Origin of the sequence: Acidithiobacillus thiooxidans ATCC 19377 (assembly GCF_009662475.1) — a bacterium.
Taxonomy (GTDB): domain Bacteria; phylum Pseudomonadota; class Gammaproteobacteria; order Acidithiobacillales; family Acidithiobacillaceae; genus Acidithiobacillus; species Acidithiobacillus thiooxidans.
The window spans coordinates 2,230,824-2,256,483 of the sequence record NZ_CP045571.1; the positions used below are offsets into that span (position 1 = coordinate 2,230,824).

Consider the following 25,660-nt stretch of genomic DNA (forward strand, 5'->3'; position numbering starts at 1 on the left):
TCTGGGCGGTTTTTTATTGCCCAAATTCTACGGAGGGACGCATAGAAAAATTTTATTATTTTTCTGGTAGCGATTCGCTATTGACTATCCGGTAGCGTATCGCTACTATGACTTCCATCGGCACCAACCAATGGGAGCACAAACCATGAATACTAAAACCATTGTCTTCATTCCCGCCCATGAAATGGACCGCCTTTGCTGGCTTGCCGAAAACTGCGGCACAGACGCCAGCGGGCGGTACTCAGAAAGGATCACACAGAACCTTCAGCGCAGCGAAAACGCCGAAGTCATCCCATTCCCTGAGCGTCATGGTTTGACGCCCAGCCCTGCAGCTTAATTAAGGAGAACATCATGCAATTTATAAGCCCGAAATTTAATCCTTATCACAAGGAAAAACGTGTAACCATCACTAATCGCGTTGACAAAGTTACCGGCGAACACATTGTCCTGAAACGTGGGAGCATTTCTGGCCGCGCATGGTTAAAAACCGGAAAAGAAACGCGGGAATATACGAATGTGCAGGCGGCGCTTGATTCAATACAGATGTCCAACGCGCAGTTGCCGTTCTGATTTTTAAGGAGAAGATTCTAAGAACCAATAAATTATCGGCGCGGTGAGACCATCTGCGCTATACCAGGTTACTAGAGAAATTTTCATTTAACCCATCATATCGGTTTGGATAATTCACATTTATCAAACAGGAGTCCGCGAAATGACGACGCTATTTATAATTGTTCTTTTAATTTTTGTGGTAATCATCTACTTCCTTCCAACAATCATTGCCATACGTCGAAAGAAAAACAACGTTGCTGCTATTACGGCTTTGAATTTTTTCTTGGGATGGTTGGTGGTTGGTTGGGTAGTGGCTCTGGTCTGGGCATTGTCAGTGGATGCGCAGCCGCAGACCATCATCGTCAATAATCATAACGGAAAAACGGACTGATCGGCGTACGGGAACCGATACCCGCCGCGCTATACCCGACAAAGGGTAAAAAAGGAGCAGTATTTATGAGTAATATTGGGGCCAGTATTGCATCACTCCTCAAGAAACGGTCTGCCAGGACAGACGATACCCAGCGCCCATCTGTGGAAGCCGAAATTCCGCAGACGCAGAAAGGCGTTGGTAAGAGGAAGCCTGTGATTTGGGTATTGGTAGCGCTTGGGATCGTCGCTGTACTGGGCACTGCCTATGTAGCCATGGAGCGCAAGGTTGATATTCCTTTCCGCGCTGATGTGCCGATGCTGCAGGCTGCAACGAATACGGTCAGACCTACGGTTCCCTCAGATCCTGAAAACGTGCCCGTTCATACAGACTCCCCCGCCATTCCTCATACAGTCACTACCCCAACTGTTCCGAAACCGGAATTGACGGGAAATGCTGCACACAGAGTGGCGCCCGATGTTGTGGTTCCAAACAATCGAGTAACGCAGATATCTCCCGATGCGTCAGCGACTCCCGGCATCTCTGCGACAACCGGAAAATCGTCCGCCCCTGACTCCGAAATCAGGAAGCTGAAGGCGGAACTGACGGCGCTGAAAAGCGAGATGGCTACGGTGAAGGCTGCCGCCGTCAAAGCCGCCGCCGAAAAACCCCGCGTCGTGTACCGGACTATCGTTCAGACGGTTCCTGCGGCTCCTGCCAAACCCGCACAGGTGGCACCTGCACCGGTCAGAACAAAACCGTTAGTGCAGGTGCTGGGTGCGGCAAACGGGATTGCCTGGGTGTCTATCCACGGACAGACGGAACAGGTACGACCGGGAGACAGTCTGCCCGGGATTGGGATCGTTCAGAGCGTATCGCCATCTGGTGAAATCCATGGTTCTAACGGGACTCTGCATTAAACGCTATAGGGGATAACCATGTACGAACAACAAACGGAAACAGTTATTCAGCCAACGGAAACCCTTGTGCAGGCTATCGTTGTCCGGTTTTTCAGCCAGGTGTTCCAGGTTGCGGTACTAGAGGCGCAGGGTGTGGCGTCGAATCGTCAGGACAACTGGCCTGACACGATCCTGGTGAATGGGCGTTTCCAAAAAGACCCGGCTGCGGCTGTATCCTGGCTGCGGGAGTTTATTGGCGGCATAGCACAGACACTGCACAGGCTCCCTTCTCTTGGCCACAAGGCAAATCAGCAGGAAGTCATTGACTTGTATTGCGACCTTGACCTGCAACGTGCAGAGCGGGTTGCTGTAGGTGCTGCCATCTATCAGGTGCTGGAAAGCATGAATGATCTGGATGTTCCCGTGCTGGATGTGCTGGAGAGCTGGTTTCAGCTTGATAAGCGTACAGACAGTGATATTGCCTGGCTGATGGATACCACGGCGCACATGTTTGTGGCTGATTCCCTGCCAACTATTTTCTCTCGGGCAGCAGGTTGATTTTTTAGGCGGTTGTTTTGCGGCTATTGCCCGTCTTTCGGGACGGGCTTTTTTAGGGAGTATTGGATATGCAGATTTCACATCTAAAGCAGTTTGCGGGACTTGTGCGCCGTCATAATGGAACCATCCTGCCCGTTCTGAAAACAGAGTCGGTGGATGGTTTGGTGAAACTGCATATCCAAGGCTCTGTCGTGGACTTCTGGGCAACGCCCGAAGAACTGTATTTCCGGGGATACCGGCTGTTGTGTGCCAAGCCTGCCATCTGGGATCTCTGGAGCCGGGTCATTTGCGCTCCGGACCAGGCGAAGCCGGAAGCCTTTGCGGTGCATTAGTTTTGCGGTGCCACTCTCCCAGAGTGCGGTTGTTTGCCCGTCTTATGGGCGGGCTTTTTTGATGAATTATGCCACATAAATCTAACCCACTAGATATTAAGGAGTTTCCATCATGAACGCCAATTTACCTCATTCACCTGAAATTGCCAGAAATGCAGATTTCAAGGATGGTTATGCGGAGGGTATTAGGAATGCTTCTGCTATTGCTATGAAAATGCCGCTTACTGAAGCATGGACCGAAATCACAGAAAGGATAAGCGACACAAATGTACAAGCGATGGCCTGGCGAACATCTATGGCCATTTTGAAGCTGTTGCCGACAGAAACAACCCCGGATATTGGAAGTGTCGATTCTGAAACGGCGGCTGCCATCCTATCGAATGCTCATCATACGGTACAAATTGGCACAACAAGACATGGCGAGGAAGTGTTTGATAGCGTCAAAGATCGCTTTGCAAAGGAATTACTGGCGCTGTTATCCCTATATCCGGTCCTCTTGAGTTATGCCCGCGATCATGATTGGGGTATTGGATGCGGCGAAAAACTGCAATTAAAACTTAGGGAACTTGCACAAACTGACGTAGAAACAATTGTAGCGCTGAATGTGGCGGGTGTCCTTTATGATAAAAAAGGGGTATCTAAATTCCATGATGGATCTGCCCATCAAGGGCCAGCGTGCCACTCATGTTAAAAATTAAGATTTCGTGCTTGGCGATTAGAAAAGGAAGTTTTAACCGATGACTAAGGAGCAGCTAGATATGGGAAAAATGGAACCCTTTAACCGATTGACTCCAGCCGAAGCCGAGCGACTGGCTTTACTAGCTGAAGAGTGCGGAGAAGTGGTACAGGCTGTTGGAAAAATACTGCGGCACGGCTACGAAAGCGTACACCCGGACGGCGGCCCCACTAATCGTGAATCGCTGACACGCGAATGCGGTGATGTTTACCATGCTATATGGCGCTTAATAGGCGCTGGAGATATAGATGGAAATGAGATGTCCCAATGGGCAGACGATAAGGCGAAAAAAATGATTAATTACTTGCATCACCAAACTTAGATTAGCTGAGAATGGTTTGTCATGAGGGAATATCAATCATGAAATTTATTTACCCGATATCTCAACAAGAAGGGAAACCCCCGGTACGTCTACCCTGGATGCGCCAAGAAAGGCGATCGACCGGGGCGAGGATGGAGGATCACAACATGACCGATCTTTATCATGAACTTAAAAAATGGCGCTTGGTGTTACTTATGATGGTATTTATTGTCATTTTTTCTTCTTCACTCATTTATCAGTCCAATCATAAATCCATCATAATCATAACCGGTCATCCGAACGTCGTTGAGAAGATAATGATAAAAGGCCATCCATACATGGTCGAAGAATATAAGGAAAGGGAAGGTATTTTGGGCCAATGATAAAAATGGCCCGATGAGCTTGTTTGCTGATGTGGATCTAAACCTGCCAGCTTGTGCATTTTCTTACGGGCTTTGTGATCAGTAAGAGGAGAGAACCATGACTATTTCTTGTGCCATAGAATGCGACGGTGCGGCGTGGTGGTGGAGCGCAAACATGCGTCTTTTGCCCTATGACAAGAATAGGGGCAAACGATGCTGTTCATGCGGTGATGTGGTCCGGCGCGGTGCGAAATATATCCAGGTGGAGCGTTGGCGAGATTACGCCAATGAGGTCGAAGAGCGCATCTATGGCGATGAGGTTCCTCTAGCGTCCTGGGTTGTTTGCGAATCATGCGCCCCTATCTTCGTGAAATTTTACAACATGAATGTAGATTTGGGATTGGGTGTCACCAATCTTCACAATCTTTTAGGTGAGTTTGAGGCGCTTTACGGTCCGGGTGTGGGGTTCAAATTAAAGCTGCCAACCTATCAGTCAGGAGGAATATGGGTATGAGATCAGAACCCGTTGAAGCGCAGAAAATACCCTTGTCCACAACAGATTCCATTCAGGAATCGCCAAACACGCAAATCATTACCGTGATGAACCGGGCGTATTATGGCGAATGCTTTTCCCGCCAGCCGGACGATACGCTGGATATGCTGCAAGAGAAGGCCCGTACATTGGGTGCTAAGGCAGTTATCGGCGTGCGTCTGGTCCCGATGGTGGATGAACGGGGGATCCGGGTGATGATGGCTTATGGGACGGTAATATGTTTAGAAGATTAACAGAACTGTTTTTTATGCCCTGGATGATAACCCTCGGGCTTTTCATGACTTTTTGTGCGTTCTCCGGTTTCCGTTTTTCTGCCAATCTGGACGGCGTGACGCGGTTTTTCGCCCTGCACCCTTTTTCGCTGTATATCTTCTGGATAATCCTGCTCGCTGTCGGATTGTTTTTTGTAGTGGGCTATCTGGTGCTGTTCATGGTAGAAAATGTGATGCGGCCCCATTGGGAGCGTTACAGCGACAAGAAAAAGGGATTCATTTTACTGCTTGCCGTGATCATCGTCGTGTCTGTTTTAGAGTTCATGTCTACGTTGATGCCGTCCATGCCTGTTTCTGTTAATGCTTCCAAACCAATAGTGAAAAATATTCAATTCGTGCGGGGAACGCCGGTACTCTTTGAAATGCCTATTCCACTGACAGCGACGCAGATTGCCAAAGAAAAGCGTCAAGATGCGGCTTTTGCCAAAATGGTGCAAACAAAGAATTTACCAAAGCCTTATATAAGGGTCCGAAACAAAATTATTCACGGTCGCGCTCAGATAACACAAATCGGGCCAGATACTTACCAGATTAAAATGCTTCATAGAGCAAAACCATGAATCCACCGTACCGCTGCCTGTTTTGTGGCGCACCCAGTTGGCGCGAACCAGGCGAACAGACCCCGCCGCCGGATTATTGCCATGAGGAAGATCATGGCACGCCAGAGGAACATCTGGACGGAGCTGGTGAGGCGGTTTCCGAGACAAATCAAGAGGGCTAATTCCGATGGTCAAAAAACGGGAAGTGGTTTTACAGCGTAATTCATCTTTGCGGGCGGGCATCGCTGTTCGCGCCCATGCGGATCGCCTTACGCTCGCTTCCATAGAGGATATTGGGAATCTCCCGAAATCTGGATGGATGCCGGTCGGTTCGGTGGGGTTTTGTCTGGCAGCAATGATTCATCAGCAAATGGACCCGTCTTATGTATCGACCTATCCGGAGTGTTTGCGCGAGTTCTTGCATAGGGAAACCTGGCTGGATACGGCAGGAAATGTCTTGGCGAATGGCCGCAGGGTTTTTGTGAAACCTTCCGCTCGCCAAAAGCTGTTTACAGGCTTCGTATGGCCGGATGGTGATGGACAGGAAATCGCTCTGAAAGACTTACCAGCAAATGATGTGCTTTGGTGCGCGGATCCAGTGTCATTTACCCAGGAATGGCGGTACTACGTTTGCAACGGCAAGGTCTTGGGTGCGGGTCGCTACGACGATAATGATGCGGAAGATCCTGTTTTGGAGATGATGCTGCACTATGCGGCAAGTGAAATGGCGAAGCAGTATCAGGATGCTCCGGCAGGATACAGCATAGACTTAGGAGTGCTGGATGACGGCAAGGTAGCCTTGGTAGAAGTGAACGATGGGTGGGCACTGGGCTTTTATTCAGGTTCTTGTTCTTCGTCGGATTATTTTGATCTTTTGTGTGCCCGATGGGATGAAATAACAGGGGTAGATCATGGCTGATGATCTTGCAAACAGGCTTCGCGCCCTGGCCAACTACCAGCACGACGATCTTTCGATTGCGGAAGAAGCGGCAGATGAGATCGAGCGGCTTAGGGAAAAGATTTGTTTGCTGGAAAGTTATATAGGTTGTCCGTGCAATTCAGAACAGGAAAACGATGCCCGCTGACCTTTCGTTTTTCGCCTGGATCTGGCTGGTGATTCCCGCCGCCGTAGGCTTATTACTGGTGTGGGTTCTAGTGTTGGAAGTACGTCAAGTGTATCGCAATTTCCGGGTCTGGATTCGTAGAGAGCATTAAATGGGCGATATTTTATGGTTTTTTAATGCGACAATCCTTTTTTCCATGCTGGGAGTTGGCGCTTTGTCTTATCTGCTTGGGTGGTTTTTCTTTAGAGAAAACGAAAAGATTGGTAATACCCTTGGGATTATTGGCGGGATGATTTTTGTTGTGCTTGTTGTCATTTGGGATCTGGAAGCGAGCTATAACGTGCCTGAATCATGGCTTAGAAACTTGCCTGTTGCAGAGAAGGTGATGATGCGTCACTACATAGAAACGAAGCACCGGCCCATTAACATATTCACGTTTAGATACATAAAGACTGCGCCGGCGAAAATCCGTCAGGTAGCCGATGAGACGTCCAGAAAAATTCCTGTCACGATTCGCAAAAAACGATTTTGTTGATTCTGATCACCCCGCCAGTCCTGCGCTATACCAAGGCAAGCCTGTATCGCGGAGGTGGCGGATGCAAACAATTGACAGCATTGTACGGGAATCCGGGTTGCCAGCGGACCGACAGAACGAGTACCAGCAGGACAAGCAGGTGTTCCATCTGCTTGCTGCTTTGAGCGGGCTGGACGCGGATCAGCAAATGGCCGAGTTATGGGATCGTCTGCCGGATTTGCGAAAGACCCGCGCGAATACGCTGCGGGCACGGGCACGGGATGCCGTTGAGGAAGATCGGCAATCATTGCTTGCCCGTGCGGAAATGTTGTCCTGTTCCGTGTCGCGCCTGGACCAGGATGAAAAAATCCGCGCCAGGGCCTATGCAACGGAACTCGCCGCTACGGTTTCCCTGCAGCTTCGCGGGCTGGACTTTTCTGAATACTGCCCGTCGCCGGAGACGGTCCGGGAGTTCCGTGCTGCGCATGCCTCCGCCGTCCGAGATTTCATGCAGGATGCCGGACTAACAAGGGACCAGGCATACATAGTGGCAAATCGTGGGGTGGCCCAGGCGGTCATTAAACATGGGTTGCAAGATGGGGTCCGGGACTTCATCGACTGGCAGAAGCGGGCGCATATGGTGGAGTCCGGGCATCTGCGCGATGTTTCCCTGGATGATGAAAACGCCAGGGTCCGCCAAGCGGATAGTAGTTATGAAGTGGCAGATGATTTTCTCGCAAAGCTTGGTACACAGATAACAGAAACGCACAACGTATCTGAAGATCAGGAGCAAAAACTCCAGAATGCCGCAGCAGAAATCCTGAATGATCGGCAGTATATAATTTTCCGTGTGCTTCTGGACGAGGGACATGGAATCCATTTTGCCCGCAAGGGGCAGGCTATTACGGCTGAAAAAGCGATCCGGCAAGGGGTAGAAACCGGCGAGATTCCTGCACACTTTGTGATGCGGGCCATTCCCGGTGCATATCACGGGCGCGGTTCCGCACAAAGAGCCATCGAAACCACCCTGACGAAGCTCGGGCAGGCGGTCCTGCAGGGTCAGGATCAAGCGCTTTCCGAAAAGGCTATTCAGCGGCTCTCCACAGACACAAGAACACTGGTGCGTCAGGAACAGACAAAGACACCGGACCGGAAAGAACAGGTTCGTCGGGAGGCCGAAGAAATCGAATAAATCCACCACCGAATCTTGGCTATACCGTCAGGATGCGAAGATACGAGGTGTATTTCATTGGATTGTCCTGACACATTGATTCCAGAGATAGCATGGTACCGGTCGGTAGCGCCCTTTCCGTGGATGGGCAGCAAGAGCCGACTTGCTGGTGACATTATTCATCTATTTCCCGCGCACACGGCCTATGTGGAGCCCTTTGGCGGTTCGGCTGCGGTTCTGCTGTCCAAACAGCCTTCTGATGTGGAAGTGTACAATGACGCGAGCCATTGGCTTACCAATTTCTTTCGGGTTCTGCAGAACCCCGAGGAGCGGAAGTTGTTACTGGACCGTCTGGAGTGGACACCCTATTCCCGCGAGGAATATGAGTTGGCCATTGATTCTCTGGACGACCCGGACCCGGTAGTGCAGGCCTGGGCTTTTTTTGTGGCACAAGGCCAGGGTTTTGGTGGCACAGGGGCACTGCGCAGGGAAAAGGTTTCCTGGGGGGTTTCCCGTGTCCGGGACCAGAATGTGGCTTTTCGTGGGCGGATCGACAAGATGATGTCGGTGGCAAGGCGTTTGCGCGACGTGGCCATAGAATCTGACGATGCCCTTTCTGTGATCACCCGATGGGATGACCGGGGGACACTTTTCTATCTGGACCCTCCTTATGTGGATAGCACGCGGGCGAGCAAAACAGTGAACCGGCCTGCCGGTGATCGTGGTACATATCAGGTAGAAACTGACGACGGTTTCCATGACCGGTTAGTGGCCTTGCTGTTGCAGGTCAAGGGCATGGTGCTGCTTTCCGGATATCCGAGTGATGTGTATACCCCGCTTGAAGATGCCGGATGGGTGCGCAGGGAATTCGATCTGGAGCTTCGGGTTTCCGGGCACACCCGCAAATATCGTGGAGCACGGGTTGAAAGATCGAGGACGGAGTGTCTATGGATATCTCCGACTGCGCAGGCCAGCCAGAACCATCAGGTGGCCTTTCAGTTGTTTGATGATCTTGGGGGTGCCTCGTGAACGAGATGGACCTTGCCTGTCACGTCTTTCCATATCCGCCGATGAAGTTATGGGATACCGAGGCTGCCCTGTGGGACCATGGGGTAATTATCGAACCGCCAAGGGTCCTGGATTTTTCCATGGACGAGTTTTCCAGTGCGCTTTTTTCCTTGGTGCTTCCGGCAGACAAGGAATCTGAATCTTTTGCGGGAGGCGGCTGGATTCTGGAGTATCTGCGTTTTACCGGCTTGTCCACGGATATGGCTGTGTACGCCAGGAATGTCCGGTGTTTGCCACATCGTGACGACCAGATTCCGGAAACACACCGTTCCTTTGTCCTGCCGACGTTCCCAAGTCCGTTTTATTCTACGCTGTTTCATTTGAGGTATTTTGCCAAGCTTGCTTATGAGTCCCCTTCGGCTCGTCGCCGGTTCAAGGGGTGCATGGACCATTATTGTCCTGATGAGAATCTGACCATCCTGGTGCTGGATGCTTTTGATGACATGGTTTCCCTGAACGTATGGCTGCCTGCGCCGGTATTGCAGGCCATGGGATATGCCGTGCTGAAGAACTACATTCTGGGACCGAAATACAAGCCTCTGGCTCTTCGGAATGCGGAACTTGCCGCAGTCTAGTGTCCTGGTTGTGTTTTAGCTAACGGATCAGGATCCGGTACGGTTTCACCTTTCTCCCCCCTTCCCTATCAATTTTTTCCAGTACGCCGTTTTCGACGAAGCGTTTCATGCAGCGCAAGGCCTGTTTGTGTTCCACGTTGGCGGCGTCTGCTGCCAGGTTGACGGGTCCCAGGTAGTACCAGTTTCCGTCTGTGCCTTTGGTGGCGTGTTCGAGAACGAACTGTAGCAGTCGTCCGCAGGATGTATGGAAGGTTCCCTGTCTGGCAAGGCCCTGCAACATGACAAGCGTTTTCTGCCCGGCATTGATAGTGACTGGACGGGCGGATTTTTCATCCTGGAATTTCCATATCCGTTCTTCGATGGTACGGGTTTTACGTTTGCGTGGACGGCGCATGCTGTTTCCTTTCCTGGTTTCTGACTGCCTGGGTATAGCTTAAAAATGGTGGCATTTATGCCATGAGTATCGCGATACTTCCGGCAGTTATGCCACCATAATAAGAGCAGCTATCCGTGGAGTCGGCTGGAAAGCCTTCGGGAAACCCGGAAAAACAATCCGAAACCTTTTCTAACCTCTTTCTGGATGTTTTTTTATTAACGCAAGATAAAGGGGGAACCCTAAGTTATAGCGTTCTCTGCCCGGATTTCTGTTTCTGTTCATTGGTCGGTAGCGGCCCCCTGATCTTTCAGAAAGGATAGCAGCCAAACTGTCGCCACCGACTCCATGCTATACCGCGACGCAAGGGAGTGCTGAACAGGCGATCATCAGGGATGGGATTTATCGAAAAAGTAAACCGGCTGCTTTGGGTCATGCTGCTGGTCATCTCGTGCCCTGCCATTGCACACCCGGAACGTTACCTGGACCGTATGGCGATTATCGATGCGCACAAGGATTTTGCCCAGTCTCCCAGTCCGGATTATGTGCTGGACGCTCGTTCGGTGCTACGTTTTCCCAGACGCTATCCGGTCGGAGTGATTTTCATCGGCGACAGCATTTTGACCGGCTGGTCTGGCTATTTTGCGCATGTGTTTCCCAATGCGCTGATTAGCGGACGGGTAGGCAGACAATTCTCCAGTGCATTACCTATCTGGAAGAGCCTGCAACAGGCGGGTGTCACCCGTGGTGTTGGCGATGTGGTCATCGAGTTGGGGACGAATGGTGAAGTATCGCCTGCGGACATGGAGCAACTGCTGAAAATGACTGGCCCACGCCAGGTGTTTCTGGTCATGCCGGAAATGCCCCGGCCCTGGGAGCATGAAGTGCAGCAGCTTTACCTGCAGACGGCGGCCACCTATCCCAATGTGCATCTGGTGCGCTGGGATTTCTTGAGCAGGGATCATCCGCAGTATTTCTGGACGGATGAGGTACATCCCAATTGGGAAGGGATTCGGGTCATGGTACATGCCATTGCCCTTGCTATTGCAGACGTTTAACTTGCGGGCGTTTCTGCAAACAGCACATCGGCCGGGATGCCCTGGCGCTTGTGCAGTCGTGGAATCATGGCCTGTCAGTCTGTCTAAGCCATTTGCCACCGACTTCCTGCTATACCCAGACAGCGCCGGGATGAGACCCGTTGTGCTGTTTGGGTATTGGCAATGAAAGGAGCAAATCATGGCAGGTGTAAACAAAGCGATCATATTGGGACGGCTCGGACAAGATGTGGAGCTGCGGTATACCCCGAACGGAACGGCAGTGGCGCAGTTGTCGGTAGCCACGAGCGAGAAATACAAGGACCGGGACGGGAATCCCCAGGAGCGCACGGAGTGGCACAGGGTCCAGTTGTGGAACAAGCAGGCGGAAGTTGCCGGGGAGTACCTGCGCAAGGGTTCGGAAGTGTATATCGAGGGGCGTCTGCAGACCGAGAAATGGAAGGATAAGGACGGGATTGACCGTTATACCACGAAGATTGTTGGAGACCGGATGACGCTGGTTGGCGGTCGTCGCACCCCCGCAGAGGCATCCAGTGAATCAACAGGCAGTCATGCTTCAGCTCCGACCGACAACGGAACCAGCAAACGGGACACCCCACCCCCGCCGATGGAAGATTTTGATAACGATATTCCATTTTAGAGCGGTTCGATAAAGCTGCTCAGTAACTCGTGTAAATGCCTCGTCGCGAATATTGTCAGGTAGCAGCATCTGCTGATCGTGACATCTGGGTTTCAGCCTATGCTGCATGGTATCGGCATTTTCTTGCCATGCAGCCCGTTACCGATCGGCTGTGTGAAAAATGGGCGCGGAATATGGTCGAAAACACACTGGTACACTTTCACCAGCGTAATGACCAGCAGGAAATCGTGCAGATCGCCATGCAGAATCTGGGAAGCGCCGGGGCGGGCGCAACGCTGGCCCAGTATACCGGGGAGCGTCAGGCGGTAGTGGCGCTGGCCCGTATCATTGATGACGAAAGTCAAAGAGAGCCGGAACCTGGACAGATGTCCTTGTTCTGATTCGTGCGCGGGCAGGCTGTCCTGAAAATCCCCACGACTTTCTGCTATACCCCGCCATGAAAATCCAAACTCATATTCTCTGGAAAAGGATAGCGGCGGTTCCATTGACCGGAAATCCGGTTGTGGACACCGGAATCATCGAATCCATGCGCGGTGCATTGCTTGAGGCTTGCGCGGAGATTGAATGTGCGCGTTATGAAAATGAATGGATACGGCTGAAAGATGTCAGGGCCTTCCGGGAAAAGATAGATCGTCTGGTAAAAGAAAAAGAAAGGCTCAAAAGGGAAAACCAGAGACTGAAAGACGGCTGTGTACTGAGTACGCGGGCTCCGGATGTTGTTTCCGTGCCGCATGAGCGGGGGAATTGATGCGTTACCTTTCCCTCTTTTCCGGCATCGAGGCGGCCACCGTCGCCTGGAAGTCGCTGAACTGGAAGTGTGTCGGTATCAAACCCGCTATTCCGTTACACCGCGCGGAGGGCGATTGATGGCCAACATTCAACATATCGCCGAGCGTGTTTTTCGACATGTCGATGCCAGTCATTTGCCGGTGGGTTATGCCCTTGCCATGGGGTCGCTCATCGATGCGTACGATGATGATCCGGATTTCCATGAGTGGGCAGACAGTGTGGATGGCAACGTTGTTCAGAAATTGATTGACTGCATGGTGCGTGAGGGCGCGTGGAACGATCCGGCGTGGCTGCAGGCGTTCATCCGGGAAGCGTCCAGGGAGAGCGCGGCATGAGCCGCGACTGCAAGCCCCTTGCGGGGTGCAAACCCGCCGACTGCAAGTCCGTACTGCCGGACTGCGAGGCGTTCGAGGCCGTTCTCCGGCGCGTCATCCGCGACCCGAAAAATGGCCCAATCGCCCATACTGCCGCCGAGTGTCTTTTTGCAGTACGCAAGCTGGTGAATGCGATCACGGCAAAGGAGCGCCCGTGATTCTCCAGGAGCACGTTCTGGACCGCCTGCGTGATCTACCGGACGAAAGCGTTCACTGCATCATTACCAGCCCGCCCTATTACGGACTGCGAGATTATGGACTGGAACCCGTCATCTGGGCACCCGTGCGGTATGCGCCGATGGCTGGGCTGCCATCTATGTCAGTTCCGGCGCATGCCAACCATGAGACGTTCACGGACTGTGACCACGACTGGGGCGAATGGACGGAAGCCCACGATATTCGCCAGGAAACCGTACATGGGAAAACGCGCACGACGGATCGCAGCTACGCAGAAGCATCGCGCACGTCCAACGGAAATCATAAAAAACACGCTCATGGACAATTCTGTCGCAAATGCGGCGCGTGGCGCGGCTGCCTGGGACTGGAACCCGATCCGGCGCTCTATATCGGGCATCTGGTGCAAGTCTTCCGGGAAGCACACCGGGTACTGCGTTACGACGGCACGCTCTGGCTGAATCTGGGCGACAGCTATGTGTCGGGCAATCACAGCACTCGTGACATTGATAAAAAGTTGTCAGTGCACGGCATGGACCTGCGGCCCGCAGACCCTCCGGTATTAAGCCCAAAGACCTTATGGGTATTCCCTGGCGGGCGGCATTGGCCCTACAAGCAGACGGCTGGTTTCTGCGATCTGATATCGTCTGGGTCAAGCCTAATGCCATGCCGGAGTCCGTAAAAGACCGCCCGACGCGCTCCCACGAGATGGTTTTTTTGCTCTCGAAATCGCAGCGGTATTTTTACGACCATATTGCCGTACAGGAGCCGACGGTCAGCCTGCAATCCGCGCAAGCGGGGTCTTTTCGCAGAGTCGGCAGTAAACGGGAACAATGCATTCCCGGACAATCCGCAGGAACGCACCGGCCGAATCGTAAGGACACGGTTTTTGCCAATAGTATGCGCAATCAGCGCGATGTTTGGAATGTTTCGACAAAGCCTTTCCATGGCGCCCATTTTGCCGTGTTCCCTCCGGGTCTGGTAGACCCCATGATTCGCGCCGGAACATCTGAAAAGGGGGTTTGCCCCACCTGCGGCACGCCCTGGGTGCGAAAGAACGGTTCCTCTTTTTACAGAGGAAAGGCCAACGCGGCGCGTGAGGTGTTGGCGAAAGTGGAGACGGGGCCGCGTGCGATAACTTTGCGCACGGACGGATGGCAACCGGGATGCCAGTGCGACGCCGCCGATCCCATCCCTGCCGTGGTGCTGGACCCCTTTGGCGGGTCCGGCACCGTCGCTATCGTTGCAGAAAGTCTCGGACGTGATTGGCGGATCATCGAAGCGAATCCGGAATATGCGGCCATGGCAACGGCGAGGATTCAGGAAAACCGGGAGTGGTTGATACGCAACCGTATCTACCACAAACCACTTTTGCAAAGACAGCAACTGAAAATGTTTTCGTGAATGGCAATTGCGGAACATATTCACCATGTTGGTGATTTCCTGATGCCGCCGTTCTGTCACCGAACTTCTGCTATACCCCGACATGACAGAGAAACGTTCCGACACTTCCGTATCTGGCAAGAGTTTCGTCCGTGGCAAGACCATTGACGATGACGAACGCTCCCGTGGCCGCCCCCAGGCGGCGCGAGTAGTCCGGCGAGTCATCCAGGAGCGTGTGAATCTGCATGGACGAAGCATAGCGAAAATCGCCCGGGCCGCAGGACAGACGAGCAGGCTTGCAGCCGGCAACAAGCTCATCAATGGCCGGCATCCCATTCGCCCGATCCCGAAAGGCCCGCCGATGAAAGAGGCGGCCCGCAGGGTGACAATCAAGGTTTCCTATGTCAGCAACCGCAAACCCGGTCAATGGGCCGCCCATGGCAAGTACCTGGAGCGCGAGGGCACCCAGGAAGACAGGAGCGCCGGAACGGGATTCGACGTGCAATCCGATGACGTATCCCTGCACAAACGTTTGAATGACTGGCAGCTGGCTGACGACCCCCGCCTGTTCAAGGTGATCATCTCTCCGGAAGACGGCGACCGCATGGACCTCAAGTCATTCACGCGGGAGTACATAGCCCGTCTTGCCCCGCACCTGCGGGAGACCGGTATCGAATGGATGGGAGTGGCCCACTACAACACGGCACACCCGCACGCGCATGTGCTGTTGCGCGGTAACGGCAACCTGCAGATCCCCCGGGAACTGCTTCAGCGCGGTATGCGCAATCTGGCATCCGAAGTGGCCACCGAACACCTGGGCTACCGCAGTCCCGCCGAGATCGAGAAAACCCGCCAGCGGGAAATGGAGGCCCACCGGTTGACGCCCCTGGACCGGGACATCGAAGCCGTGGCCAGGCCCCTGCCTGATGGACGGTCGGCTGTCGTGGAAACACCACTGCTCCCGGAAAGCCGGGGTTATGAACGTCAGCGGCGGCGCATGGGCCGGCTGGAGGCCCTGGAACGCATGGGGCTGGCCGAGAAAGTGAGCCATAGTGCCTGGGTACTGGATCACGGATGGACCAAAGGGCTGCGTGATTTGCAGGGACTGCGTACCCGCACCGAGATGGTGGCGAAGTCACGGGCGCTGATGACGGAACCCCGCTGCGTGCCGCAGGTGACGAAGATCCGGCCGGAAGAGCGTCTGGTTGGCCGTGTTCTCGGCACCGGGCTTGATGAACAGTATGACCGGAGTTTTGTCCTGATAGAGGGCACGGACTACCGGGCGCATATTGTGTATCAGGATAACCGGATAGAGAAGGCTCGCGCTGCTGGAGCACTGCCGCTTCGGCACCTGGTCGCCATCGAGGGCAAGGCGTTCGAGAAAGATGGCAGGACGGTCCGCTACACCCGGGTACAGGATTACGGGCTGGAGATAGCGGACAAGGTGAAGTCTGCGCTGCCGATTCCCCCGCAGGCCCTGGATGATGCCCTGGACGCCGGGCAGAAGCCGGACCCCAATGCCAATACCGGATTCCAACGCCACTGGCATCATCAGTTGCTGGAACGCCAGCGGGAACGGGAGAAGGAAAAGGAAAAGAAGTCGCGGCTGGAACAGGAGCAGCAGGAAAAAGAAAGGAAACGGGTGGAACAGGAACGGCGATCTGCCGGACGTTCGTCTACCCGGAAAGATGGCAAGGACAAGGACACTGGCATCGAGTGACGAGACCGGCGGTGCTACGATGAGTCGAAAAAGTATCCTTTGATTCGTACAGGTTTATAGGAGCAGATGTGGAATGGGACAAGCAAAGATTCGGAAATTGAAAGGCGATTATGGGAATCAGAAGAAGATAGACTGCCGATATGTTATAGGTGGTGTAATGCCTGATGAATCCATCCCGGAAGACGTAAAAAAGCCCGGTGAAACCTATATGGCGCTTCTATATCAACTGATATATAACCATAAAAAAATATATTGCTGCGTTGCGGGTGGACAACGTAACGGCGATGAGTTTTATTTTACCAACGTGGGTTCTGGCACTGTTACCGCATTGCTCTCTCTGCCTATAAAATACACATTGCGCATTATACAGGAAGTGACAGAAGGACCGACCCCGTTGTTTGATAAAATCAAAGCCACTCTCGATGTTCTTCCTGACGGTTCAGCGGTTGTGTTCCTGGGAGACGCACAAAATTATTTGGATGGGGAATGGGTAAAGATTCTCAATATAAAAGGCAAAGTAACCATTGACGAATTAAAAAAAGAATCCAGGTCAGATCACGTTAAAATTGACCCAAAATTATTTATGAAAGAAAATAATTTGGATGGGTTTATTATTGAAGCAGATGTATAGCCTGTTGTTTGGCGACAATGGTTGATTTTATATTTTTAACGCGGCAAATCGACAAACTATTTTTTGCAAAGGAGACACAGCATGGAAAAACAGCAAGAAAGTATTATTGGTTATGACTTGAATGGTGAGGAAGTGGAGCTGACGCCGGATGATCTGGTGTCCACGGATTCCGATGAGGATATTGACTGGGAGTGGGAGGCTGTCCACGGAAGTCATCTGCCATTTACTGACGGGGAACAGGAAGATTTATCTGACGGAGCACAAGGGGAAGGTTCGTGATACGCAGAAAAATTGCCCTGGATGCCGACGGCGTTTTACTGGATTTTGATCGGCATTTTCAGCGTCACATGGAGTACAAGCTGGGACGAAAGCTGCCGGTACTAGCTGATAGCTTTCAACTGTCAGCACGCTATGGCATTGATGGTTTCTGGAATGATCTGGCTCAGGATGCGGTGTTCTGGTCGGGTATACCCCTTTTGCCGGATGCTAAAAACCTGATTTATGCCCTGGAAGATATGGGCTTCGAAGTTTGGGTCGTGACAGCCATTGGCGAAGAGCAGCGCAAGTCCCGTGCGATCTCGCTATCCGGACTTATACCGGCGGGCCGCATTGTCTGTGCAGACTGGACGGCTACGCCGCAAGACAAAGCCAATATTCTGCACGACCTCGGCACCGTAGGGTTTTTGGATGATCAGTGGGAGCATGTCCTGCACGCAGGCATGCTGCCGAAAATGCTGTGTGCCAGATATTACTGTTGCGGCAGATATGATGTGGGTGAAGTACCTGTTGAAGTGGGTGTTGTGGACGATGTGATGGACTTTCCCGTGGCTCTGGAAGCCAGTATGCGAAGGTGGGCTTAAAAATGCGTAGAGTGTCCAATCTGGCTTTTAATCAGGAGTTCCCTGGACGTTCCGGGCTGAAGGCTATTCCTTCAAAGCATGTAGCCAGGATTGCACGAGATCCAGAAAACCGGTTTGACGATCAGGCAGTAGGCATCTGGATCGAAGGGCAGGAATGCGTTGTAGGATGGTTGTACCGAAAGGATAAAAATCGTGAAGCGGTTCTTCAGAAGCTCGCTTCCGTGGAGAGCATTCCTTGCCAGATAGCCGTAGAAAAGGGAAAGAAGGTGGTTGTTTTCTGGCTGTGATGTGACCGGGGAAAGGGCAACTATTAGTTGTTTCCTAATTGTTCGATTTTCACACCTGAAAACGCATGTGATCCAATCCCTGGAACATCAAACTGATCAAACTAATTGTGGCTATACCACGTTCAAAGACAAACAATCTGGAGATTGATCATGCTACGACCCTTTGAGCTTGACCCGCAGATTATCCACCACATCATCTACAGCCAGGCAGGGTCTATTGGCAAGGCGCTTATTGAGCTATTGATGAACTCCATAGATGCACAAGCCACCACAGTTGCTCTGACTATGGACGGTAAGGGGTTCACCTGCAGTGATGATGGTGCCGGCTTTGCCACCAGAGAAGATGTGCTCCGTTACTTCGGACGTTTCGGCACACCTCACGAAGAAGGCGACGCCACGTATGGACGCTTCCGCTTGGGACGCGGGCAGATCATGGCCCATGCAAGCACCATCTGGCGATCGCATGGCTGGCAAATGACGGTGGATACGCGAGAAATGGGGTATGCCTACGATTTGGAGGACATCTCGGAGCCAGTGGCTGGCTGCCAGATCACCGGCAGCTGGTATGAACCGCTCACTGAGCAGGAGCGCCTAGCGGCCATTCAGGAGGTACGTGACCTGGTGCGCTACACGCCCATCGAGATCATTTTGAACGGCAAGCTCATCACCCGTAACCCCGCTCTGGAAAAATGGGACCATGTGGATGACTTTGGATATTACCGCGCCAAGGAAGAAGGCGCGGTAGCCATCTACAATCAGGGCGTACTGGTTCGACATGATCCCGGGCATGTGTGGGGTGCCGGAGGGCTAATCGTCTCCAAAAGGGCTATCGGCTTGAACGTATCCCGCACCGAGATCCTGCGCAAAACTGATCCCGTTTGGAAACATATTGCTAAGGTGTTCGCGCCACTGGCGGCCCGCGCCTCGGGCAATAGCAATGCCCAACGCAAAACAGAAGCCTATCGTGAACGGTGCGCACGCGCATTATTGTCTGGTGATCCGGAGTTGCACCGGATTTATGATAAAGAACCAGTGGTGACTATTCTCCCCGGGAAAAAGCATTATTCTATGAACGAGTTCCTGCGTCAGCATTGCAATTACCACAAAGGCGTTGTTCAGAATAACCGTTTTGCTGTCGTTGAGAACGAACGGGACATCCCCCAGGCCGAAGCCATGGCGGCATCCGGTATGGCCGTTTTCGTGCATCCCATCACGCTCTCCCGTTTTGGTTTGTACAATGCATTGGATTTCGTGGAAGTCATTGGGCGCATACAGGACAATTTACGGGATCATGTGTCCACCAATGATATCCAGTATTGGGGCCTCAGCACTCTTTCCGTACCTGCGCTGCTTTCATTTGACGTGCTCAAAAAAGCTTTCAAAAGTCGCATTGCCCTTGCTCCGGATAATACGTTGGACAAGGAAACCCGGCGGGCATGGGTCGCCTTGAAATGGTGTCTGGAACAATACGCGGCCATTTGTACGGGTGGAGAATTCTGGTATGGGCGACGGACTCGGGGCGGCATTCGCTTTCGTGTGTTTTTGGGGGACTCCAATACTGCTGAAGCATGGACTGACGGTTCGGCCTATATCGCCATCGACCGGAAACAGGTGTTGCCATTGAAAACCAAGCCTCTGGAAACGGCGATGAAGATTTTTAGCCTCGTGGAGCATGAGATTTCCCACCAGGGCGACAGTCTTTCCTGTGGTCACGATGAAGCATTTTATCAGCGGTTCCACGATCTGGTGCTGGAACAGGCTGCCGTGCGTCAGAAGTTCCTGTATATCTGGCTCAAGAAATACACGTCCAGCATGGAAAATGCGGGTAAACGACCTTCTGGCGTAGCCTGGCGCGAACGTTTGCTGCAGGAGCGCATGGGCAATGGCCGGGTTAAAAACGGTCTGGATAGCGGCCTTGTCGCTGTGGATGACGCCATGATGCGCCTGGCGCTGGAATCCAGAAATGAAGATATCCGCCAGCAAGACAGTCGTTTGCAAGACTGGATCGAAGCCGAAAACAACCGTTTGATTGAAGCTGGTTTGTGCCCACTCCCACCGGAGTGGGAGACATTGGTACGAGATTCGGAAAAGCAGCTGGCGGAAGATCGTGATCGGACACGCGCAAGAGATATGGAAGATCGGCTAGCTGATGAACATTGGGGCGAAATGATTGCACAGGATGATGCAAGAGATCGCCAGTGGTATGCCGAAGTGTTGGGCATACTGCCGGAAGAGCTTCCAGATGCCGCTTTCGATTGGTATCAAAGCGTTGTTGCCCCGCATTATGGTGATCCAGAGTTGATGGCTGAAAGAGAGGACTTTATACGATCTGCGTGGCATGGGAATAGTTACCGTTTTCAAACGCCAAAACCATGGGAACATACCCAGGATGAAGAATGGGACCCATGGGTGCGTGAGCAGGAAGATGCCGCCATGGCAAAAGCAGAAGAAGCCAAACGGATTCCGGAAGATTGGGTGCCTTATGTTCAGAATGGCGAAACCAGATGGACCATCGAGCACAACGCTGCGGCAGCAGGCTTTCTGGATGTGCTGGAGTACCTCGAATGGCGAGATGACACATTGCAGGACGCGACGAAAGAGCGTGTGTAATTCATTTGGGCTTGCACTATCTGCGGTGGGACGGAAAAGAAACGGGCAAAACATTTGATCTGGCCCTGGCGCTGATTGGTGAACGTATCAGAAAAGAGTTGTGGTTCCTGAAAGAAGATGCAAGGGTCTTAAATCATGTATGGAATAGTACACGCTCCAGTTTTTACAGCATTGATAATAATAATTTTAAGTTCTTTTTTCATCTTTTTTTGCCTGGTTGCTATTTTTGCTTTTCTGAACTATCCAATCAGTGCATCTGCATTAAAAAAACTGGATGACGCAAACAAAGCCATGGCTTATGGATACATCAATGAGCACGACAAACCGATCAGCAGAATGGATTTGATGATGCTGCATCGCAGATACAAAGAACAGTTAAGAATAGATAAGGCATCAGAAAAACAAAGAAAGATCATAGAGGCGCAAAAATCACAATTGGAAAGGAGGAATATTTAGCCATGAAAACCGACCAGGAAATCATGAAGTCCCACACGACCGGACCCTGGCAGGCCAAAAGGCTCGGCGCGCACGATGCCTGGGTCGTTCTCTGGCCGGACAAGGGCGGCGAATACATGCGGCGATTAGATGACAAGGGGCAATTTACAGAGGCCGATGCCAAACTCATTGCCGCCCTGCCGGAGCTTCTGGAAGCGGCCATCCAGATCAATGCACTGTCCATCCAGGGTGAAGCGCACAAACGATTGCGGGAAATCCTGCACAAGATGCGAGACCAGAGTGAGTCACCCCATCCTGAACATCCAGTCTGACGATAGCCAAAACTCAAGTGCGTCATCGCTCTGGCTTGCCGCTGACTCATGGACTTGCATTATAGCGAACGGGCAGGGCTTTCTCTTGCCCGTCCGCTATAACACAACGAATCTGCGCTATACCCCTCTGTCATTGTTTCGATAGAGGGTTTTTTCATGTCCACGGTCATCATCGCCGAAAAGCCATCCATGGCCCGCGCTATCCGCGAAGGTCTGGGTGCCAAAGCCAGTCAGTATGAGATTACCAACGCCTTTGGACATATCCTGGAACAGGCTGAACCCGATGATTACCTGCCCGACGACCTGCCCCGATCCCCAAAGACAAAGAAGAAAATCTGGCGCATGGAAGACCTGCCCATTCTTCCCGGCGAGTGGATCAAGCATCCCAAACCCGATGCCAAAGACCAGCTCAAGAAAATCGGGCAACTGTTAAAAAACGCGGATGTCGTCATCAACGCCGGTGACCCGGACCGCGAAGGACAGCTTCTTATCGACGAGATTTTGGAGCACTTCCGCTACCGGGGCCGGGTACAGCGGGTATGGCTCAAGGCCCTGGATCAGGAAAACGTCCGCAAGGCCTTTGCCAGCCTGGAAGACAACGGCAAATACCAGCCACTCAAGGACGCCGCCGAAGCCCGCAGCCGCGCTGACTGGCTCGTCGGAATGAACCTTACCCGCGCCGTTACCCTACGCTCCGGCGCCTTCTTTTCCGTGGGCCGGGTGCAGACACCGACCCTGGCGCTCATCGTGGACCGGGACAATGCCATCGAGCATTTCCGGCCCCAGGACTATTTCGAGGTGCTGGCAAAATGCCGACACGTCAACGGCGCATTTCTCGCCAAATGGCAGCCAAAGCATACAGACGGTCCAGGCTTCGACGCCGAAGGCCGGATCATCAACCGGAACCTGGCCGAGCGCATTGCCGCCAAGGCCCGTGGCCAGGGGAAAGTCACCAGATACGAGTCCAAAGAGCAGAAACAGTCCGCTCCCCTGCCCTTCAACCTGTCCGCCCTGCAGAAAACGGCATCAGCCCGCTTTGGCATGAGTGCCCAGCAGGTGCTGGATACGGCCCAGTCGCTCTATGAAAAGAAGCTCACCAGTTACCCGCGTAGTGATTGCCGCTATCTGCCAGAAGAACAACTGGCTGATGCATCCCGCATCCTGAAACAGCTGCCCATGCCCGATGCGGCCCGCAAGCTGCTGGACCCGCGCCGCAAGCATGCGGCCTGGAACAACGCCAAGGTTACAGCCCACAATGCCATCATTCCTACGGGAGAAACGCCAAACGGACTATCCCCTGCAGAAGAGCGTCTCTACCAGCTTGTCATGCAGCCCTATGTGGCCCTTTTCCTGCCGGATTACCGCTATCTCGCCATTTCCGCCACCGTGGAACTTGGCGGCGAAACCTGGAAGGCGACAGGGCGCAAGGACATCGATCCCGGCTGGAAGGTTTTGTATGGAAACGGTGCTGACGACGAAGAAGAAAGTGAAGACCGGGTGCCCCTGCCGCAAATGCAGACTGGAGACCCCTTACAGGGCCAGGAGGGAGAAGTCCAGGCAAAACAAACCAAGCCGCCAGCGCGCTTTACGGACGGCACGCTCATCGAGGCCATGAGCAATATCCATAAATTCGTGGACGACCCGGAAGCCAAAAAGAAACTCAAGGAAACGTCGGGCCTGGGCACCGAGGCGACACGGGCAAACATCATCGAAACCCTGCTGAAACGCGACGTTCTGGAGAAAAAGGGCAAACAGCTGGTCTCCACCAGCAAGGGCCGATCGCTCATCGCCTGGCTGCGCAAGGACGCGGTGACACGGAACATGGCCGACCCGGTGACCACCGCCCAGTGGGAAGACTATCTGACACGGATCGCTGAAGGCGCCCTCGAACCAGCCCGCTTTGGGAAAGCCATCACGACCCAGGTGGAGACGATCATTGGTCGTCTCAAGGAAGGGAGTGGCGTGAGTGGCTTCGACCAGGGAAAAAAGGAGAAAAGCACTCCCTGTCCGGTCCCTGGTTGCGGCGGCACCGTCCGGCGCATGGAGAGTAAAAAGAAAAAGGGCGTCTTTTTCTGGGCCTGTTCCAACAGGGATGCACACCCCCTGCTGGCCGACGAGAAGGGGAAACCCGGCGCTCCCTTTGGCTCTGAAAAGGGAACCGGCTCATCCGGAGGAGCCGGTACGCCCTGCCCCGTTCCCGGTTGCGGCGGCACCGTCCGGCGCATAGAGAGTAAAAAGAAGAAAGGAACGTTTTTCTGGGCTTGCTCCAACCGTGACGGGCATCCCTTGCTGGCTGACGAGAACGGCAAACCGGGCCAGCCTTTCGGGGCCAGAAAATAATGCCCAGACTGTCCACAATCGGCATCAGCGCACTGGCCGCCATCATTCTGCCCATGGCGGGACTGCTGGCCATTGCCCGCATGGAAGACTGGTCATTCAACTGGACAACCTGTCTGCCTCTGGGGTTTTACGAGAAGGAACCTGCTCCGCATCCTGCGCTGAAAGATGGGGACATGGTGGAAGTGTGCCCGTCCACCCGAAACCCGCTGCATCTGTCCTTTGTGGGGTTTCCTGCTTTCCAGAAAGCCGTTCCCGCAGAGGACAACCCGGCCATGTTACAGGCCGTGCGTGGCCTTTGGCTGCTCCATGAACCCCATGGTCCCTGCACCAACAGTCTCATGCCCTTTGCCAAGATCGTCGCGGCGACTGCCGGACAGTTCGTCCGCATTACCCCGCAGGGCGTGTATGCCAACGGGGATCTGTTGCCAAACAGCCGGGTGGTGGATCAGGTGGATGGCATTTCGGTCATTCACCTGCCCTATGGCGAATACCGGATTCCCAAGGGATATTTCTGGGACTATGCCCCCGGTAACTTCGCCTTCACGTCTGCCTACTACGGGCCAGTCCCCCTCTCGCATATCTTGGCCCGCCTGCATCCGGTGCTGGTCATTCCCGGCAGCCAGCACTGGTATCATCCGGAAACAAAGGGGTGACCATGTTGGCACATCCTTATCTGGTTGCGCTTATCCTGTCCTGCCTGATGATCCTCTGGAAAGCCCTGTCAGAATGGCCCACTGTCCGTCGCCTGGATTTTCGTGATCCGGCAGTCCGTATGTGGACCATAAAACAGGCTTTGAGTTTGAGCATCAGCGTTATGCTGATTTTCGAGGTATGGATTGGAAATGCCGAACATTTAACGCCGCTTATAGAACGGATGGACCTGGACTGGTGGGGCAGGCTATGCAGTTTCCTGGTGTTCCTTGCAGCACCCCTGTTTTTGTTTCCTCCAGCCTTGGATAGATGCCAAAAATGGTCTTTGCAGTTACTAAACGCCTTAGCAAGGGAAGACCCATGATCCCCGTCACCACACTGGTCCAGCAATGTGCCCCTTTTGTGGCCCCAAAGACCATGGCCGCCATCGTCAAGGTAGAATCGGGCGGCAATCCGCTGGCCATGGACAATGACAGCACCGGACAGCGTCTGCTGCCCTCCAGTCCTGCACAGGCCAGCGCGTTGCTGATGCGCGCCATGGCCCTTGGGCAGTCGGTAGACGTGGGAATTGCCCAGGTGAACACGGCCAACTTTGCTGCGTTCGGATTGACACCGGACAATGCTTTCGATGCCTGTACCAATATCCGCGTCGGTGCCAGAATCCTTGAAGCGGCCTACAGACAGGCCGTGGCGACCTACGGACTCGGGCAAGTGGCCCTGTTCCATGCATTTGAAGCGTACAATTCAGGACAATTGATCGGCGACCCCGTTTATGCGGATAAAATCCTGGCGGCCGCCGGTGTGCCTGTCTGGGTGTCTGGCACCGGCGCCTTGCGTTATCACCACCTGGTCCATGAACCGCTGGTTTTTACGCTCTCATGGCAGAAGACCTCTCCGGCAGCCAAGTCCTGGCGGACAGCAAAGTCCGTGGTCGTCCGCGACCAACAGATAACAACAACCGGGCCGTTTTCACTGCGCTGGTAAGATCGACTACGCGGCGATAAAGGACTGACGCCAAGTAGGGCAAATGGTCAATCTGATTCATCGGATTCTGTACCTTTACCAAGTAACAAGGCGTTCAGCAGGTTCAGTTCGTTTGAGGCCATGAAGTACCGATCATCAATGCAGGCTTCCGGGTTA

41 protein-coding genes are annotated in these 25,660 nt (G+C 53.2%); 40 read left to right on the forward strand and 1 reads right to left on the reverse strand.

The window, feature by feature from the left end; genetic code table 11:
- The first annotated feature begins 145 nt into the window (after positions 1–145).
- The 20 genes from GCD22_RS11770 (at position 146) to GCD22_RS11865 (ending at position 9,866) form a co-directional block, all read left to right on the forward strand.
- Positions 146–337, forward strand: coding sequence for a hypothetical protein (locus GCD22_RS11770; RefSeq protein ID WP_031572974.1), 192 nt, complete (start codon positions 146–148; stop codon positions 335–337).
- A 14-nt stretch (positions 338–351) separates the two neighbouring features.
- Positions 352–570: a hypothetical protein gene (locus tag GCD22_RS11775; protein WP_031572976.1), complete on the forward strand. Its 219-nt coding sequence runs from the start codon at positions 352–354 to the stop codon at positions 568–570.
- Positions 571–712: 142 nt separating this feature from the next.
- Positions 713–943 carry a superinfection immunity protein gene (locus GCD22_RS11780; RefSeq protein ID WP_031572978.1) on the forward strand — a complete coding sequence of 77 codons (231 nt, stop codon included), beginning with the start codon at positions 713–715 and terminating at the stop codon, positions 941–943.
- Positions 944–1,008: 65 nt separating this feature from the next.
- Positions 1,009–1,842, forward strand: a complete 834-nt coding sequence (locus GCD22_RS11785) for a hypothetical protein (RefSeq protein WP_031572981.1) — start codon at positions 1,009–1,011, stop codon at positions 1,840–1,842.
- 18 nt (positions 1,843–1,860) lie between these two features.
- Positions 1,861–2,379, forward strand: coding sequence for a hypothetical protein (locus GCD22_RS11790; protein WP_153940792.1), 519 nt, complete (start codon positions 1,861–1,863; stop codon positions 2,377–2,379).
- Between the two features lie 68 nt (positions 2,380–2,447).
- Positions 2,448–2,711, forward strand: coding sequence for a hypothetical protein (locus tag GCD22_RS11795; protein ID WP_031572986.1), 264 nt, complete (start codon positions 2,448–2,450; stop codon positions 2,709–2,711).
- 112 nt (positions 2,712–2,823) lie between these two features.
- Positions 2,824–3,402 carry a hypothetical protein gene (locus GCD22_RS11800; protein ID WP_031572989.1) on the forward strand — a complete coding sequence of 193 codons (579 nt, stop codon included), beginning with the start codon at positions 2,824–2,826 and terminating at the stop codon, positions 3,400–3,402.
- Positions 3,403–3,469: 67 nt separating this feature from the next.
- The gene (locus GCD22_RS11805; protein WP_170286743.1) at positions 3,470–3,769 is read left to right on the forward strand and encodes a nucleoside triphosphate pyrophosphohydrolase family protein; all 300 of its coding nucleotides are present in this window, start codon (positions 3,470–3,472) and stop codon (positions 3,767–3,769) included.
- A gap of 38 nt (positions 3,770–3,807) precedes the next feature.
- On the forward strand, positions 3,808–4,131 hold the full coding sequence (locus tag GCD22_RS11810; protein ID WP_139112105.1) for a hypothetical protein: 324 nt from the start codon (positions 3,808–3,810) through the stop codon (positions 4,129–4,131).
- A gap of 97 nt (positions 4,132–4,228) precedes the next feature.
- A complete protein-coding gene (locus GCD22_RS11815) occupies positions 4,229–4,624 on the forward strand; it encodes a hypothetical protein (RefSeq protein ID WP_031572150.1) in 396 nt (131 codons plus the stop codon).
- The gene (locus GCD22_RS11820) at positions 4,621–4,896 is read left to right on the forward strand and encodes a heavy metal-binding domain-containing protein (protein WP_031572151.1); all 276 of its coding nucleotides are present in this window, start codon (positions 4,621–4,623) and stop codon (positions 4,894–4,896) included. The genes GCD22_RS11815 and GCD22_RS11820 overlap by 4 nt, the downstream gene beginning before the upstream one ends.
- Positions 4,881–5,495, forward strand: a complete 615-nt coding sequence (locus GCD22_RS11825) for a hypothetical protein (protein ID WP_031572152.1) — start codon at positions 4,881–4,883, stop codon at positions 5,493–5,495. The genes GCD22_RS11820 and GCD22_RS11825 overlap by 16 nt, the downstream gene beginning before the upstream one ends.
- Positions 5,492–5,656 (forward strand): hypothetical protein, encoded by a 165-nt coding sequence (locus tag GCD22_RS11830; RefSeq protein WP_153940793.1) that lies wholly within the window; start codon positions 5,492–5,494, stop codon positions 5,654–5,656. The genes GCD22_RS11825 and GCD22_RS11830 overlap by 4 nt, the downstream gene beginning before the upstream one ends.
- A 5-nt stretch (positions 5,657–5,661) precedes the next feature.
- On the forward strand, positions 5,662–6,393 hold the full coding sequence (locus tag GCD22_RS11835; protein WP_051690435.1) for an ATP-grasp domain-containing protein: 732 nt from the start codon (positions 5,662–5,664) through the stop codon (positions 6,391–6,393).
- Positions 6,386–6,559 carry a hypothetical protein gene (locus tag GCD22_RS11840; RefSeq protein ID WP_153940794.1) on the forward strand — a complete coding sequence of 58 codons (174 nt, stop codon included), beginning with the start codon at positions 6,386–6,388 and terminating at the stop codon, positions 6,557–6,559. The genes GCD22_RS11835 and GCD22_RS11840 overlap by 8 nt, the downstream gene beginning before the upstream one ends.
- Positions 6,549–6,689, forward strand: a complete 141-nt coding sequence (locus GCD22_RS11845) for a hypothetical protein (protein WP_153940795.1) — start codon at positions 6,549–6,551, stop codon at positions 6,687–6,689. Before GCD22_RS11840 ends, GCD22_RS11845 begins: the two co-directional genes overlap by 11 nt.
- Positions 6,690–7,073 carry a hypothetical protein gene (locus tag GCD22_RS11850; protein WP_031569022.1) on the forward strand — a complete coding sequence of 128 codons (384 nt, stop codon included), beginning with the start codon at positions 6,690–6,692 and terminating at the stop codon, positions 7,071–7,073.
- Positions 7,074–7,134: 61 nt separating this feature from the next.
- Positions 7,135–8,244 carry a hypothetical protein gene (locus GCD22_RS11855; RefSeq protein ID WP_031569020.1) on the forward strand — a complete coding sequence of 370 codons (1,110 nt, stop codon included), beginning with the start codon at positions 7,135–7,137 and terminating at the stop codon, positions 8,242–8,244.
- Positions 8,245–8,301: 57 nt separating this feature from the next.
- Positions 8,302–9,252 carry a DNA adenine methylase gene (locus GCD22_RS11860; protein ID WP_139112079.1) on the forward strand — a complete coding sequence of 317 codons (951 nt, stop codon included), beginning with the start codon at positions 8,302–8,304 and terminating at the stop codon, positions 9,250–9,252.
- The gene (locus GCD22_RS11865; RefSeq protein WP_139112078.1) at positions 9,249–9,866 is read left to right on the forward strand and encodes a hypothetical protein; all 618 of its coding nucleotides are present in this window, start codon (positions 9,249–9,251) and stop codon (positions 9,864–9,866) included. Before GCD22_RS11860 ends, GCD22_RS11865 begins: the two co-directional genes overlap by 4 nt.
- 19 nt (positions 9,867–9,885) lie before the next feature.
- Here GCD22_RS11865 and GCD22_RS11870 read toward each other — a convergent pair whose 3' ends face one another.
- Positions 9,886–10,260 carry a hypothetical protein gene (locus tag GCD22_RS11870; RefSeq protein WP_031569013.1) on the reverse strand — a complete coding sequence of 125 codons (375 nt, stop codon included), beginning with the start codon at positions 10,258–10,260 and terminating at the stop codon, positions 9,886–9,888.
- A 374-nt stretch (positions 10,261–10,634) separates the two neighbouring features.
- Here GCD22_RS11870 and GCD22_RS11875 point away from each other — a divergent pair, with 374 nt between their 5' ends.
- The 20 genes from GCD22_RS11875 to GCD22_RS11970 all read left to right on the forward strand — a co-directional run bounded on the left by GCD22_RS11875 (position 10,635) and on the right by GCD22_RS11970 (position 25,504).
- Positions 10,635–11,297, forward strand: coding sequence for an SGNH/GDSL hydrolase family protein (locus GCD22_RS11875; RefSeq protein ID WP_226855983.1), 663 nt, complete (start codon positions 10,635–10,637; stop codon positions 11,295–11,297).
- Between the two features lie 178 nt (positions 11,298–11,475).
- A complete protein-coding gene (locus tag GCD22_RS11880; protein WP_031569009.1) occupies positions 11,476–11,934 on the forward strand; it encodes a single-stranded DNA-binding protein in 459 nt (152 codons plus the stop codon).
- A 35-nt stretch (positions 11,935–11,969) separates the two neighbouring features.
- On the forward strand, positions 11,970–12,314 hold the full coding sequence (locus GCD22_RS11885) for a hypothetical protein (protein ID WP_031569007.1): 345 nt from the start codon (positions 11,970–11,972) through the stop codon (positions 12,312–12,314).
- Between the two features lie 56 nt (positions 12,315–12,370).
- A complete protein-coding gene (locus GCD22_RS11890) occupies positions 12,371–12,682 on the forward strand; it encodes a hypothetical protein (RefSeq protein WP_139112211.1) in 312 nt (103 codons plus the stop codon).
- On the forward strand, positions 12,648–13,058 hold the full coding sequence (locus tag GCD22_RS11895; RefSeq protein ID WP_153940796.1) for a hypothetical protein: 411 nt from the start codon (positions 12,648–12,650) through the stop codon (positions 13,056–13,058). The genes GCD22_RS11890 and GCD22_RS11895 overlap by 35 nt, the downstream gene beginning before the upstream one ends.
- On the forward strand, positions 13,055–13,255 hold the full coding sequence (locus tag GCD22_RS11900) for a hypothetical protein (RefSeq protein WP_031569001.1): 201 nt from the start codon (positions 13,055–13,057) through the stop codon (positions 13,253–13,255). The genes GCD22_RS11895 and GCD22_RS11900 overlap by 4 nt, the downstream gene beginning before the upstream one ends.
- Positions 13,252–13,953, forward strand: a complete 702-nt coding sequence (locus GCD22_RS11905) for a class I SAM-dependent methyltransferase (RefSeq protein ID WP_051690433.1) — start codon at positions 13,252–13,254, stop codon at positions 13,951–13,953. The genes GCD22_RS11900 and GCD22_RS11905 overlap by 4 nt, the downstream gene beginning before the upstream one ends.
- Positions 13,851–14,675: a DNA-methyltransferase gene (locus tag GCD22_RS18765; RefSeq protein WP_139112212.1), complete on the forward strand. Its 825-nt coding sequence runs from the start codon at positions 13,851–13,853 to the stop codon at positions 14,673–14,675. Before GCD22_RS11905 ends, GCD22_RS18765 begins: the two co-directional genes overlap by 103 nt.
- A gap of 82 nt (positions 14,676–14,757) precedes the next feature.
- Positions 14,758–16,374: a DUF3363 domain-containing protein gene (locus GCD22_RS11915; RefSeq protein WP_065974537.1), complete on the forward strand. Its 1,617-nt coding sequence runs from the start codon at positions 14,758–14,760 to the stop codon at positions 16,372–16,374.
- A 73-nt stretch (positions 16,375–16,447) separates the two neighbouring features.
- On the forward strand, positions 16,448–17,005 hold the full coding sequence (locus GCD22_RS11920; RefSeq protein ID WP_031568997.1) for a hypothetical protein: 558 nt from the start codon (positions 16,448–16,450) through the stop codon (positions 17,003–17,005).
- A gap of 81 nt (positions 17,006–17,086) precedes the next feature.
- On the forward strand, positions 17,087–17,284 hold the full coding sequence (locus tag GCD22_RS11925; RefSeq protein WP_031568994.1) for a hypothetical protein: 198 nt from the start codon (positions 17,087–17,089) through the stop codon (positions 17,282–17,284).
- Entirely contained in the window at positions 17,281–17,865 is a 585-nt protein-coding gene (locus tag GCD22_RS11930; RefSeq protein ID WP_031568992.1) for a hypothetical protein, read from the forward strand. The genes GCD22_RS11925 and GCD22_RS11930 overlap by 4 nt, the downstream gene beginning before the upstream one ends.
- A 2-nt stretch (positions 17,866–17,867) precedes the next feature.
- Positions 17,868–18,152 (forward strand): hypothetical protein, encoded by a 285-nt coding sequence (locus GCD22_RS11935; RefSeq protein WP_031568990.1) that lies wholly within the window; start codon positions 17,868–17,870, stop codon positions 18,150–18,152.
- A 150-nt stretch (positions 18,153–18,302) separates the two neighbouring features.
- Positions 18,303–20,762, forward strand: coding sequence for an ATP-binding protein (locus GCD22_RS11940; RefSeq protein WP_031568989.1), 2,460 nt, complete (start codon positions 18,303–18,305; stop codon positions 20,760–20,762).
- A 135-nt stretch (positions 20,763–20,897) separates the two neighbouring features.
- Positions 20,898–21,218, forward strand: a complete 321-nt coding sequence (locus tag GCD22_RS11945; protein ID WP_139112213.1) for a hypothetical protein — start codon at positions 20,898–20,900, stop codon at positions 21,216–21,218.
- Between the two features lie 2 nt (positions 21,219–21,220).
- Positions 21,221–21,529: an XkdD/Y8K6 family phage-associated protein gene (locus GCD22_RS11950; RefSeq protein ID WP_031568984.1), complete on the forward strand. Its 309-nt coding sequence runs from the start codon at positions 21,221–21,223 to the stop codon at positions 21,527–21,529.
- A 156-nt stretch (positions 21,530–21,685) separates the two neighbouring features.
- A complete protein-coding gene (locus tag GCD22_RS11955) occupies positions 21,686–23,869 on the forward strand; it encodes a DNA topoisomerase 3 (protein WP_153940797.1) in 2,184 nt (727 codons plus the stop codon).
- The gene (locus GCD22_RS11960; RefSeq protein ID WP_065974536.1) at positions 23,869–24,522 is read left to right on the forward strand and encodes a S26 family signal peptidase; all 654 of its coding nucleotides are present in this window, start codon (positions 23,869–23,871) and stop codon (positions 24,520–24,522) included. Before GCD22_RS11955 ends, GCD22_RS11960 begins: the two co-directional genes overlap by 1 nt.
- Before the next feature lie 2 nt (positions 24,523–24,524).
- Entirely contained in the window at positions 24,525–24,884 is a 360-nt protein-coding gene (locus GCD22_RS11965; protein ID WP_031568977.1) for a hypothetical protein, read from the forward strand.
- Positions 24,881–25,504, forward strand: coding sequence for a lytic transglycosylase domain-containing protein (locus GCD22_RS11970; RefSeq protein ID WP_051690430.1), 624 nt, complete (start codon positions 24,881–24,883; stop codon positions 25,502–25,504). The genes GCD22_RS11965 and GCD22_RS11970 overlap by 4 nt, the downstream gene beginning before the upstream one ends.
- Positions 25,505–25,660: the final 156 nt, after the last annotated feature.

Bases quoted from the DNA above. Each gene is read 5' to 3' on its own strand.
- GCD22_RS11770 (WP_031572974.1), top strand. From the start codon at position 146: ATGAATACTAAAACCATTGTCTTCATTCCCGCCCATGAAATGGACCGC.
- GCD22_RS11775 (WP_031572976.1), top strand. From the start codon at position 352: ATGCAATTTATAAGCCCGAAATTTAATCCTTATCACAAGGAAAAACGT.
- GCD22_RS11780 (WP_031572978.1), top strand. From the start codon at position 713: ATGACGACGCTATTTATAATTGTTCTTTTAATTTTTGTGGTAATCATC.
- GCD22_RS11785 (WP_031572981.1), top strand. From the start codon at position 1,009: ATGAGTAATATTGGGGCCAGTATTGCATCACTCCTCAAGAAACGGTCT.
- GCD22_RS11790 (WP_153940792.1), top strand. From the start codon at position 1,861: ATGTACGAACAACAAACGGAAACAGTTATTCAGCCAACGGAAACCCTT.
- GCD22_RS11795 (WP_031572986.1), top strand. From the start codon at position 2,448: ATGCAGATTTCACATCTAAAGCAGTTTGCGGGACTTGTGCGCCGTCAT.
- GCD22_RS11800 (WP_031572989.1), top strand. From the start codon at position 2,824: ATGAACGCCAATTTACCTCATTCACCTGAAATTGCCAGAAATGCAGAT.
- GCD22_RS11805 (WP_170286743.1), top strand. From the start codon at position 3,470: ATGGGAAAAATGGAACCCTTTAACCGATTGACTCCAGCCGAAGCCGAG.
- GCD22_RS11810 (WP_139112105.1), top strand. From the start codon at position 3,808: ATGAAATTTATTTACCCGATATCTCAACAAGAAGGGAAACCCCCGGTA.
- GCD22_RS11815 (WP_031572150.1), top strand. From the start codon at position 4,229: ATGACTATTTCTTGTGCCATAGAATGCGACGGTGCGGCGTGGTGGTGG.
- GCD22_RS11820 (WP_031572151.1), top strand. From the start codon at position 4,621: ATGAGATCAGAACCCGTTGAAGCGCAGAAAATACCCTTGTCCACAACA.
- GCD22_RS11825 (WP_031572152.1), top strand. From the start codon at position 4,881: ATGTTTAGAAGATTAACAGAACTGTTTTTTATGCCCTGGATGATAACC.
- GCD22_RS11830 (WP_153940793.1), top strand. From the start codon at position 5,492: ATGAATCCACCGTACCGCTGCCTGTTTTGTGGCGCACCCAGTTGGCGC.
- GCD22_RS11835 (WP_051690435.1), top strand. From the start codon at position 5,662: ATGGTCAAAAAACGGGAAGTGGTTTTACAGCGTAATTCATCTTTGCGG.
- GCD22_RS11840 (WP_153940794.1), top strand. From the start codon at position 6,386: ATGGCTGATGATCTTGCAAACAGGCTTCGCGCCCTGGCCAACTACCAG.
- GCD22_RS11845 (WP_153940795.1), top strand. From the start codon at position 6,549: ATGCCCGCTGACCTTTCGTTTTTCGCCTGGATCTGGCTGGTGATTCCC.
- GCD22_RS11850 (WP_031569022.1), top strand. From the start codon at position 6,690: ATGGGCGATATTTTATGGTTTTTTAATGCGACAATCCTTTTTTCCATG.
- GCD22_RS11855 (WP_031569020.1), top strand. From the start codon at position 7,135: ATGCAAACAATTGACAGCATTGTACGGGAATCCGGGTTGCCAGCGGAC.
- GCD22_RS11870 (WP_031569013.1), bottom strand. From the start codon at position 10,260: ATGCGCCGTCCACGCAAACGTAAAACCCGTACCATCGAAGAACGGATA.
- GCD22_RS11875 (WP_226855983.1), top strand. From the start codon at position 10,635: ATGGGATTTATCGAAAAAGTAAACCGGCTGCTTTGGGTCATGCTGCTG.
- GCD22_RS11880 (WP_031569009.1), top strand. From the start codon at position 11,476: ATGGCAGGTGTAAACAAAGCGATCATATTGGGACGGCTCGGACAAGAT.
- GCD22_RS11885 (WP_031569007.1), top strand. From the start codon at position 11,970: ATGCCTCGTCGCGAATATTGTCAGGTAGCAGCATCTGCTGATCGTGAC.
- GCD22_RS11890 (WP_139112211.1), top strand. From the start codon at position 12,371: ATGAAAATCCAAACTCATATTCTCTGGAAAAGGATAGCGGCGGTTCCA.
- GCD22_RS11895 (WP_153940796.1), top strand. From the start codon at position 12,648: ATGTTGTTTCCGTGCCGCATGAGCGGGGGAATTGATGCGTTACCTTTC.
- GCD22_RS11900 (WP_031569001.1), top strand. From the start codon at position 13,055: ATGAGCCGCGACTGCAAGCCCCTTGCGGGGTGCAAACCCGCCGACTGC.
- GCD22_RS18765 (WP_139112212.1), top strand. From the start codon at position 13,851: ATGGGTATTCCCTGGCGGGCGGCATTGGCCCTACAAGCAGACGGCTGG.
- GCD22_RS11915 (WP_065974537.1), top strand. From the start codon at position 14,758: ATGACAGAGAAACGTTCCGACACTTCCGTATCTGGCAAGAGTTTCGTC.
- GCD22_RS11920 (WP_031568997.1), top strand. From the start codon at position 16,448: ATGGGACAAGCAAAGATTCGGAAATTGAAAGGCGATTATGGGAATCAG.
- GCD22_RS11925 (WP_031568994.1), top strand. From the start codon at position 17,087: ATGGAAAAACAGCAAGAAAGTATTATTGGTTATGACTTGAATGGTGAG.
- GCD22_RS11935 (WP_031568990.1), top strand. From the start codon at position 17,868: ATGCGTAGAGTGTCCAATCTGGCTTTTAATCAGGAGTTCCCTGGACGT.
- GCD22_RS11940 (WP_031568989.1), top strand. From the start codon at position 18,303: ATGCTACGACCCTTTGAGCTTGACCCGCAGATTATCCACCACATCATC.
- GCD22_RS11945 (WP_139112213.1), top strand. From the start codon at position 20,898: ATGTATGGAATAGTACACGCTCCAGTTTTTACAGCATTGATAATAATA.
- GCD22_RS11950 (WP_031568984.1), top strand. From the start codon at position 21,221: ATGAAAACCGACCAGGAAATCATGAAGTCCCACACGACCGGACCCTGG.
- GCD22_RS11955 (WP_153940797.1), top strand. From the start codon at position 21,686: ATGTCCACGGTCATCATCGCCGAAAAGCCATCCATGGCCCGCGCTATC.
- GCD22_RS11960 (WP_065974536.1), top strand. From the start codon at position 23,869: ATGCCCAGACTGTCCACAATCGGCATCAGCGCACTGGCCGCCATCATT.
- GCD22_RS11965 (WP_031568977.1), top strand. From the start codon at position 24,525: ATGTTGGCACATCCTTATCTGGTTGCGCTTATCCTGTCCTGCCTGATG.
- GCD22_RS11970 (WP_051690430.1), top strand. From the start codon at position 24,881: ATGATCCCCGTCACCACACTGGTCCAGCAATGTGCCCCTTTTGTGGCC.